Here is a 9715-nt window from a genome sequence, read left to right on the forward strand (position 1 = left end):
GGTGTGCCCATCCGTCGCGCTCGCTCCATTGCACGAGTTCCTTTCCTCCGGCAATCGCTCCGAGAGGACGCACTTCCTGATAGGTGTTCATGCGTTCCTCTATACCCGGAACAATGGTGTCGCTGCCGATGGTGTAGGAACAGATGTCAATGCGGTGCAGGTCACGGCTGGAGCGGGTGAGGAAAAAGCGGTTGTTGTCGCCGAGCCAGACAGCCGGCTGGTCGTACATGCCTCTCTGACGGTGACGGTATGGCCGGTAGGCGAGTGATATGGTCTGGTTTTTGAATTTTCTTGTGTCGATCTCTTTGCGTGAGTTGTCGGTCATATCGAAGAGGTAGACATGTTCTTCGGGCGCCTCTTTTTCGCCGGGCATCTGGTACTTGTATGTTTCCAGGGTCGGGCGTGGTTCGGCGACGGAGTTGATGACCCACAACTCTTTTACATTTCGGTCATCGGAAATATTGGTGAGGAAATAGCGGGAGTCGGGCGACCATAGTCCGTAGGCTCTCTTGCGCTTGCCGTTACAGAGTGTGTCGGTGTTGAGTGTGGAATAAGGCTGTCCGTAGCCGAAATCTTTCACTCCGTCGGTTGTGAGCTGTATGTCGGTGACGGTTGAGTCGTTTTCGTTTTTCTTGAGCTTTTCGTAGTCGGCGCGGCTCATGCGGTAGAGGTTGAGGTCTTTGGCGTAGACTACAGTCTGCCCGTCGGGTGAAACCGAGGCCCAGTCGAGCTGTTTCTTCTCTTCTTCTTTGTCTTTAAGGTGTGTCAGCTTGCCGGTGGAGGTGTCGTAGCTGAAATAGAATATCTCTTTTTCGCCTGCCTTGGGTTTCTTTTCTTTGCCGTCGGCGTCTTTTTTAGGTTTGGCGTCGATGGTCGATGTGACTTCAAATGTGAATGTGCGTCCGTCGGCCGATGCTTCGAGATTGCGTATCGGCAGCGATGCGGCGATCATGGGATCTTTAACGATCTCGGTGAGTTGAGCCGCCATACGGTCATGGTCGAACAGTTCGGTCTGGCGGCGGCTTGCCGGATCTGCGATATACCAGCGTGTTCCCTGTGCCGTCTTATAGCTGTACCAGAATTTATTGCCCTGCTGAAACCAGTGCGGGTCGACTGTGGTGGAAAATAGCATGTTGGACAACTTGCCTCCGGCAAACCGCTGTGCAAGCTCGTGAGGGTTGCCTGTGGTCGGAGCGTCGGCATGGGCAGTCATGAGGCTTCCCAGTCCGATCGCAGCCGAAAGGGTCAATGTGAGTAAATGTTTCATTTTATGATTGGATGATAATGATTCTGTTGCAAAATTACATTGTTTTGCGGTCAAAAACAACGAATGTTTAATATGAATTGTGTATTGTGTTGGTTGTCAATGACGTTTTGTGTCGGTGTGGCGTCGATGCAGCCGGCAGAAGTCGGATGTGGCGACTTTTTGTGGTTTTGTGGCTTTGGAATAAAAATCTTTGTAAAATAAGGCTGTAACGCTTGCGTATGGTGTGAAAAAATATTACCTTTGCAGCCGATTATGCCCGATTAGCATTAATCAACCGTAGGAATTCCGGTGTCCATTGGCCGGATAGCGGAGTTTTGCGGATGTAAACAATTTATTAATTAACCGTTTCAAAGTGGATACTTTAAGCTACAAAACAGTGACCCCCAACGCGCAGAGCGTTGAGAAAAAATGGGTAGTGATCGACGCTACCGATCAGGTGCTGGGACGGCTGTGCGCTAAGGTTGCGAAAATCCTGCGCGGCAAGTACAAGCCCTGCTATTCGCCCAATGTTGATTGCGGCGACAATGTGATCATCATCAACGCCGAAAAGATTGTTCTGACCGGCAAAAAGATGACTGACCGTAAATATCTGTCATATACCGGCTATCCCGGTGGTCAGCGTGAGGCTACTCCGGAAGTGCTTATGAAGAAAGCTCTCAACAAGCACCTCAAGCCCGGTTACAATCCCCTGTTCACTAAGGTGATGAAGGGCATGCTTCCCAAGAACCGTCTTGGCCGTGCCATCATCGGCAACATGCACGTCTACAATGGCGCCGAGCATCCCCATGAGGCTCAGAATCCCGAGGTGATCGACATCAACAAACTCAAATAATCCTCAGAAGCATGGAAACAGTAAATGCAGTAGGACGCCGTAAGGCCGCTGTGGCTCGCGTCATCGTAAGGGAAGGCAACGGACAGATCGTCATCAACCATCGTCCGCTTGATGTATATTTCCCCTCTTCCATCCTTCAGTACATCGTGCGTCAGCCGCTTTCGACTCTCGACGTCAACGAGAAGTATGACATCCGTGTCAATCTCGACGGTGGCGGCTACAAAGGTCAGGCCGAGGCTCTGCGTCTGGCTATCGCCCGCGCACTGGTGAAAATCAATCCCGACGACAAGCCGGCACTCCGCAAAGAGGGCTTCATGACCCGCGACCCGCGCGCTGTAGAGCGTAAGAAACCCGGTCAGCCCAAGGCTCGCAAGCGCTTCCAGTTCTCCAAACGTTAATGACTGTCAGCTCAGAGCTTAGTGTTTAGAATCTAAATCCTGCAGACGGATGTTTGGAATCCTTACTGCGGGGTTGAAAACAAAAGAACGTAAACAATCAAGAAACAATGTCAACTCCTACATTTGACCAACTTTTAGAAGCAGGTTGCCATTTCGGTCACCTCAAAAGAAAATGGAATCCTGCTATGGCGCCCTATATCTTCATGGAGCGCAACGGTATCCACATCATCGACCTCTATAAGACTGCCGCCAAGGTAGAAGAGGCCGCCAACGCGCTGAAGAGCATTGCTAAATCGGGCAAGAAGGTGCTCTTCGTCGCAACCAAGAAACAGGCCAAGCAGGTCGTGGCTGAAAAAGCCCAGGCCATAGGCATGCCTTACGTCATCGAGAGATGGCCGGGCGGCATGCTGACCAACTTCCCCACCATCCGTAAGGCTGTCAAGAAAATGGCTTCTATCGACAAGATGTCGAAGGACGGCACTTTTGACAACCTCTCGAAGCGTGAGAAGCTGCAGATCACACGTCAGCGCGCAAAGCTCGAGAAGACTCTCGGCTCGATCGCCGACCTCAACCGTCTGCCGTCGGCTCTCTTTGTTGTCGACGTACTCAAAGAGCGCATCGCAGTGGCCGAGGCAAACCGTCTGGGCATACCGGTGTTCGCTATGGTCGACACCAATTCCGATCCCAACAACGTGGACTTCGTAATTCCCGCCAACGATGATGCATCCAAGAGCATTGATCTGATCCTGAGCACTGTCTGCAATGCGATGGCCGAGGGTCTGGAGGAGCGCAAAGTGGAGAAGGTGGACACTGCCGCTGCCGGTGAGGAGGGTCAGGCACCCCGCCGCGAGCGCCGCAGAGTGAGCCGCGCTCCGCGCCGTGAAGAGAACGGTGAGGAAACAGCCGCAACCGAAGCTCCTGCCGCTGAATAATAAGTAATTACAACAACCTAAAACACCAATCAGATATGGCTGTTACAATGGCAGAAATCACCAAGCTGCGCCACCTTACAAGCGCCGGCCTGATGGACTGCAAAAAAGCGCTCGCCGAAACCAACGGCGATATTGACGCTGCCGTGGAGATACTGCGCAAGAAGGGTCAGGCAGTGGCTGCCAAGCGCGAGGACAGGGAAGCTTCCGAGGGATGCTCGCTGTCGGCCAGCGACGGCACATTTGCCGCTATCGTCGCTCTCAAGTGCGAAACCGACTTTGTTGCCAAGAACGCCGGATTCGTTGAAACGACACGCAAGATACTTAACGTGGCCATGGAGTGCCGTCCCAACAACATCGAGGAACTCAAGGCTCTGACAATAGATGGTCAGACCATTCAGGATCTCGTTGTAGAGGAGAGCGGCAAGACCGGTGAGAAGATGGAAATCGGTGCCTATGAGTGGGTCAAGGCTGAGTCTACGACCGCTTACGATCACCTTGGCAACAAGCTGTCTACCATCGTCGGTTTCAATCAGGCTGATGTTGACTATCAGCTCGGCCGCGACGTGGCCATGCAGGTGGCTTCGATGAACCCTGTGGCTGTAAGCATCGAGTCTGTGCCGGCTTCGGTTGTTGATACCGAATACAAGGTTGCTGTTGACAAGACTAAGGAAGAGCAGGTCAAGAAGGCTGTCGAGGCAGCTCTCAAGAAGGCCGGCATCAACCCCAATCTCGTTGACTCGGAGGCTCACATCGAAAGCAACATCGCCAAGGGATGGCTTACTGTAGAGGAGGCCGACAAGGCGCGTGCTATCGCCAAGGAAACCGCCGAGCAGAAGGCTGCCAATCTGCCTGCCCAGATGATAGAGAATATCGCAAAGGGTCGCGTCAACAAGTTCTACAAGGAGTCTGTGCTCATGGAGCAGGAGTTCATCAAGGATGCTACCGTGACAATCGGTCAGTATCTCGACAAGAGCTCGAAGGGACTGGTTGTAGTTGACTTCAAGCGCGTAAACCTCAATCAGGACTGATGATCCTGTAAAGACAGATCCTGAAACAGATCGGCGCTATCCCTTGTAATCCATCGGGGTAGCGCCGATTGTTTTACTGTAAAATGCCGGATGAATATTGATGAGTTTGCTGAAAGCATACTGCTGAACCTGCCGTATGTGCCTAATGATCAGCAGGTGCAACTGATAGCCGCACTTGCGCGTTTTTGTTCGCCGCTGATGCCGAGTGATGCCGTGTTTCTGCTCAATGGGTATGCGGGAACGGGCAAAACTTCGGTGACGGGTGCTTTGGTGCGTGCTTTGCGCGATGCCCGGATTCCTGTGGTTTTGCTTGCGCCTACAGGACGTGCCGCAAAGGTGTTCAGTAAGTTCGCAGGGCTGCCTGCCACGACCATACACCGGCGCATATATCGGACCGACGGCACAGGCTTGGGCTTTGGTACTGCGGAGGTGGCCGACAATAATCTGACTGGAGGTGTTTTTATTGTCGACGAGGCTTCGATGATAGGGGAGTCGCAGTCGGCGGGCGACGTCAGAGGCAGTCTGCTTGAGGATCTTATTCAGTATGTGTATTCAGGCGACGGATGCCGGATGATATTGCTGGGCGATGTCGCGCAGTTGCCTCCGGTGGGTTGCAGTGAGAGTCCGGCAATGAATGTAGCGCGTTTGAAAGAATCGGGGCTACGGGTTACTCATGCTGTGATGACCGAGGTGGTACGTCAGGGCGCGGGATCCGGAATACTGTACAATGCCACATGGCTGCGGAGGGCTATGCGTCGCGATCCGTTGCCGGAGCCGCAGATTAGGCTGAAAGGATTCGGCGATGTCGTGGCTTTGCCCGGCGAAGAGCTTCAGGATCAGATTGAGCGGTCTTACGCCGATGCTGGGATTGACGATACGATAGTAATTACGCGTTCCAATAGGCGTGCCACTCAGTTTAATGCTGCGATACGTGCGTCTATTCTCGGACGCGAGGAGGAGCTGTGTGTGGGAGAGCGTCTGCTGGTGGTGAAGAACAATTATCTGTGGAGTGCCAAGACGAAAGGGCTGGATTTTATAGCCAACGGAGATATGGCGGTTGTAAACCGTGTGAACGGGACCGAGTCAAAATATGGTCTGAGATTTGCGGATGTATCGATAACTATGCCAGACCGTGAGGTGGATCTCGACTGCAAGATATGTCTTGATGCGTTGAATTCGGACTCACCGGCGCTGGGAGCTGAAAAAGCTGCGCAGTTGCTTGAAGGTGTGATTAACGATCCTGACCGATTTGCTTCGCAGACTCCGATGGCCTACAGGCTCAAGGCTTCGCGGTCGAATCCTTATCTCCATGCTTTGCAGGTCAAGTATGCATACGCTGTCACCTGCCATAAATCGCAGGGCGGCCAGTGGAGTGATGTGTATGTGGATATGGGTTACGTCCCGCCGGAAGCACAAGGTCTTGACTTCTATCGGTGGCTATACACTTCGATCACCAGAGCCACGGGGCGGTTGTATCTGATAAATCCAGATATCAAGACATTGTGATGTTTCAAGTCATTATTCCGGAATGATGTGCCGGAATGGTAGGGAGAGGATAATTTGTACCTACACTCTCTTTACAATAGTTCGGTAAAATTTGCATATTCAATTGAATATCAATAAGATGCAATAACAATTCAATATCAATGCAAACTGTTGTGTATCAGTGCGATACAGCTATGCCTGCTCAAAAATTACCGAACTGTTGCATGAAAATAGCGAATAAAACCGTAACTTTGCAGCCATGTTATCAAAAAAAATCATTGCATTGGTGGCTGTGGCCGTGCCTACGGCGCAGTCGTTCACGGTGTTGGCCGACGGCGGTGAGCACGAGATGGCTCCTGATTCTACAAAATGGCTTGAGGAGGTGTCGGTGACTTCCATAAAACAGTCGCCCGATATACGTCTGCAGCCTACATCGTCGACGGTGCTTGGCCAAAGCCGTATAGAGCGTCTGAATATACGCACGCTGAAGGGCGTCAGCGAGATCGCGCCCAATTTCTATATGCCCGACTATGGCAGCCGCATGACTTCGAGTATCTACGTCCGCGGCATAGGGGCGCGCATGGATCAGCCGGCTGTGGGTCTGTCGGTCGACAATGTGCCTTTTCTCAATAAGGATGCATACGATTTCGATCTGCCCGACATAAGCCGAATGGAGGTGATACGCGGCCCGCAGAGCACTCTGTACGGTCGCAACACCATGGCCGGACAGATCAATATCTATACCCTGTCGCCGCTCGACTATCAGGGCACGCGCATAATGGGCGAGGCCGGCAAAGGGGAGTCGATACGGCTCGCCGCATCGCAGTATGCTCTGCTCCGCGAGAATCTAGGCATGGGCATAGCGGGATATTTCAATTTCCGGGGAGGATATTACACCAATCGCTATCATGGATACAAGGCCGACAAGGAGAAGGGAGGCAGTCTGCGATGGAAGACGGCATGGAGGCCTACAGAGCGGTTGAGTGTGGACAATACCATGTCGTTCACGCTCGACCGTAACGGCGGTTATCCCTACGAGTATCTTGCCGGAAACGAGATCAACTACAATGACACGTGTTTCTATCGGCGTAATATCCTGTCCGACGGATTTACGCTGAAGTGGCGAGGTGACAGCTGGACTCTTTCGAGCATCACGTCGGTGCAGTATATCGACGACAATATGACGCTTGACCAGGACTTTCTGCCGCTCAGCTATTTCACGCTTACGCAGCGGCGTCATGAAACAAATCTTACGCAGGATATAGTGGCCCGTGGTAATGCCGGCGACCGGTATTCATGGCTGGGGGGGCTGTTTGCATTCTACAAGCACAGTTCGATGCACGCTCCGGTGACATTCAAGGAGCATGGCATACAGCGTCTGATTGTAGACAATGTCAACCGTAATCCGATTTTCAACGTGACGTGGAATGATGATCAGTTTGTGCTAGGCAGTGACTTCCGCATACCGGTTTACGGGCTGGCGGCCTATCACCAGAGCGATCTGAAGCTGGGACGGTGGACGCTATCGGCGGGTGTGAGGCTCGACTATGAGCATGTCGCGCTCCGTTATCACAGTCATGTGTCGACATCCTACACAATGACAATGAAAAACGGTCGTCCGATGGGGTCGAAAGAAATCAATATCGATCAGTCTGACAGGCTGAAAGAACACTTTCTGGAGTTTCTGCCCAAGGTGAATGTGTGCTATCGGCTTCCGATTCCGGGCGAGAGCGACGTGTATGCGTCGGTGGGCAAGGGCTACAAGACAGGGGGCTACAACACTCAGATGTTCAGTGATGTGTTGCAGCAGCAGCTCATGTCGGAGATGGGTCGTCCGGTCGAGTATGATATAAACGAGATCCTGAGCTACCGTCCGGAGCGAAGCTGGAACTATGAGGTCGGTGCCCATGTGAGTTGTGCCGACGGCAGGGTGCATACTGATATGTCGCTATTCTATATCGACTGTCGCGACCAGCAGCTGACCATGTTTCCTGACGGTTCCACGACGGGGCGTATCACTACCAATGCCGGAAAGACCCGCAGTTTCGGCGCTGAGGTGCAGGTGCGTTATTCTCCTACGTCGCAGTGGATTTTCAATACAAGTTATGGATATACCAATGCCAAGTTTGTGGAGTTTACCGACGGTCTGACCGACTTCCAGGGTAACCGGGTGCCATACGCGCCCCGCAATACTTTTTTCGCCTCGGCCACCTATCGCCTTCCGGTGGGTAGATGGATCGACGCGATGTCATTCAATGCCCGGGTGCGCGGTGTCGGTGACTTCTATTGGGATGAGGATAATTCCATACGTCAGCCGTTTTATGCCACTCTCGGACTCTCGGCGAGCGCCACTCATAAGTTCCTGACAGTAGAGGTGTGGGGCGAGAACCTTACGGATACCCGTTATACGGTGTTTTCATTCAAGTCGATCGGCAACACTTTTGTGCAGCGCGGAAAACCTTTGACGTGGGGCGTTACCGCCCGCTTATCGTTCGATTCGAACGCTGCCGACTGACCGGTGGGAACCATTGCGGCTGTGGCGGGGTTATTAAAGGTGTAGATTTACTTAATTAATGACTTCGCTATATGAGATGGTTTGAAGCTTCGATTACTGCTGTAGCGCTATCGCTCCAGCTCTGCTCGTGCAGTGGCGATGATGATCCGCAGGCCAGTATAGCAACAGCAGTTACGACTCCGTCCATAGCCGTGATGACAGATACCTCCGGCGTTGTCGGGATATTGCCCGATGTCAGTTGCAGCGTGGCTTTTAATGACGACGATAAGACGGCTCTGGTGGTGATCTCGAATCAGGGATGGAGTGAATCGGAGCGGGGGAGTGTGCTTCGGTTCAGGGGTGTTGCCTGGGTGTTTGACGGAGAGGCGCGAAGAGTGGCGGCTTCCGAGGTGGCTCCCGAAGATGTGCCGGAGCCTGTTCTTACAGACGTTTCCATTCTTTATCAGGCTCCGCGTGAGATTGACGGACGCCTGACCGATGGTCTGGCGGTCAGTTTCACCTCGGATAGCCACAGAGTGACGTTTGTTCCGTTGCATACGGTGCTATGCGGCACGACGGAGTCGGTCGACCTCAGCGATCAGCCGGAGTCGGTTGTGTCGACCAAAACGGTCTATGCCATAGATATTGATCCGTCGGCCGGGGCGGCTGTGATGACGGTCAGCGAACCCCGTTTTGATCTCGGTGGCCGTGTGGCGCCCGATTCTATGGAGCTTCGCTCGCTTGGCGTGGAATTTTATGCCGGAGGCTACCGTCTGTCGGCGGATGTCGCGGTGCCTTATATAGGTGGCATGGCTCGGCGCGACTATGAAGTGCGCGATCTGTTGGTCGACGTCAGTCTGTTCGGTGAGTCGACACTCAGCTACGTCACCTCGGCCGGTTATTCGGTGAAGGCATATTTTGAGGGGGTATATATGCGATGACGCGATTGTGTTGATGTGTTGACTGTGTAGTAGGTGTATCAAATCGAAGCGAAAAAATGGCGAAAAAAAACATCCTATCCATGAAAAAGAGGTCTGGATTGTGAAAGAAATGCCGATTTTTTTGACTAAATTTGCGTCAGAAATCCTGCGTAGTAACCGTGGAATGACTGATGGTTGGCTCTGTTGTGCTGATTGTCAGAATCTTGGCGGTGTGCGCTACAGTTGATAACGCAAATATTTGACAAAACTATAACATGGTATCATTATCGATTTCTACGCAACGCTTGCCATAGCCGCCGCCCTGACGGGTATCGCGCTGGTGGCATTGGCGTTATGGC

At 52.7% G+C, this 9715-nt stretch carries 8 protein-coding genes; 7 read left to right on the plus strand and 1 reads right to left on the minus strand.

From position 1 onward, the window contains the following. Nucleotides 1-1267: DPP IV N-terminal domain-containing protein (locus tag C5O24_RS08195; RefSeq protein WP_205961082.1), on the minus strand; the 1267-nt coding region annotated here is incomplete at its 3' end. A gap of 352 nt (nt 1268-1619) precedes the next feature. On the opposite strand from C5O24_RS08195, the gene rplM reads away from it, so the two are divergent. The 7 genes from rplM (at nt 1620) to C5O24_RS08230 (ending at nt 9377) form a co-directional block, all read left to right on the plus strand. Next, on the plus strand, nt 1620-2099 hold the full coding sequence (rplM, locus tag C5O24_RS08200) for a 50S ribosomal protein L13 (RefSeq protein WP_107034785.1): 480 nt from the start codon (nt 1620-1622) through the stop codon (nt 2097-2099). An 11-nt stretch (nt 2100-2110) separates the two neighbouring features. Further along, nucleotides 2111-2497, plus strand: coding sequence for a 30S ribosomal protein S9 (gene rpsI / locus C5O24_RS08205; protein WP_107034784.1), 387 nt, complete (start codon nt 2111-2113; stop codon nt 2495-2497). A gap of 107 nt (nt 2498-2604) precedes the next feature. Continuing rightward, nucleotides 2605-3429 carry a 30S ribosomal protein S2 gene (gene rpsB / locus C5O24_RS08210; protein WP_107034783.1) on the plus strand — a complete coding sequence of 275 codons (825 nt, stop codon included), beginning with the start codon at nt 2605-2607 and terminating at the stop codon, nt 3427-3429. 35 nt (nt 3430-3464) lie between these two features. After that, nucleotides 3465-4457: a translation elongation factor Ts gene (gene tsf, locus C5O24_RS08215; protein ID WP_107681689.1), complete on the plus strand. Its 993-nt coding sequence runs from the start codon at nt 3465-3467 to the stop codon at nt 4455-4457. 90 nt (nt 4458-4547) lie between these two features. Beyond that, nucleotides 4548-5963, plus strand: a complete 1416-nt coding sequence (locus tag C5O24_RS08220) for an ATP-dependent DNA helicase (protein WP_107681690.1) — start codon at nt 4548-4550, stop codon at nt 5961-5963. A 238-nt stretch (nt 5964-6201) separates the two neighbouring features. Next, nucleotides 6202-8457: a TonB-dependent receptor gene (locus C5O24_RS08225; RefSeq protein WP_107036192.1), complete on the plus strand. Its 2256-nt coding sequence runs from the start codon at nt 6202-6204 to the stop codon at nt 8455-8457. Nucleotides 8458-8528: 71 nt separating this feature from the next. Further along, nucleotides 8529-9377: a hypothetical protein gene (locus tag C5O24_RS08230; RefSeq protein ID WP_107036191.1), complete on the plus strand. Its 849-nt coding sequence runs from the start codon at nt 8529-8531 to the stop codon at nt 9375-9377. Nucleotides 9378-9715 lie beyond the last annotated feature (338 nt).

Source organism: Paramuribaculum intestinale (assembly GCF_003024925.1).
Taxonomy (GTDB): Bacteria; Bacteroidota; Bacteroidia; order Bacteroidales; family Muribaculaceae; genus Paramuribaculum; species Paramuribaculum intestinale.

Excerpts from the sequence above, each read along its gene's own strand:
- C5O24_RS08230 (WP_107036191.1), top strand. The coding sequence starts at position 8,529 with ATGAGATGGTTTGAAGCTTCGATTACTGCTGTAGCGCTATCGCTCCAG.
- C5O24_RS08225 (WP_107036192.1), top strand. The coding sequence starts at position 6,202 with ATGTTATCAAAAAAAATCATTGCATTGGTGGCTGTGGCCGTGCCTACG.
- tsf (WP_107681689.1), top strand. The coding sequence starts at position 3,465 with ATGGCTGTTACAATGGCAGAAATCACCAAGCTGCGCCACCTTACAAGC.
- C5O24_RS08220 (WP_107681690.1), top strand. The coding sequence starts at position 4,548 with ATGAATATTGATGAGTTTGCTGAAAGCATACTGCTGAACCTGCCGTAT.
- rpsI (WP_107034784.1), top strand. The coding sequence starts at position 2,111 with ATGGAAACAGTAAATGCAGTAGGACGCCGTAAGGCCGCTGTGGCTCGC.
- rpsB (WP_107034783.1), top strand. The coding sequence starts at position 2,605 with ATGTCAACTCCTACATTTGACCAACTTTTAGAAGCAGGTTGCCATTTC.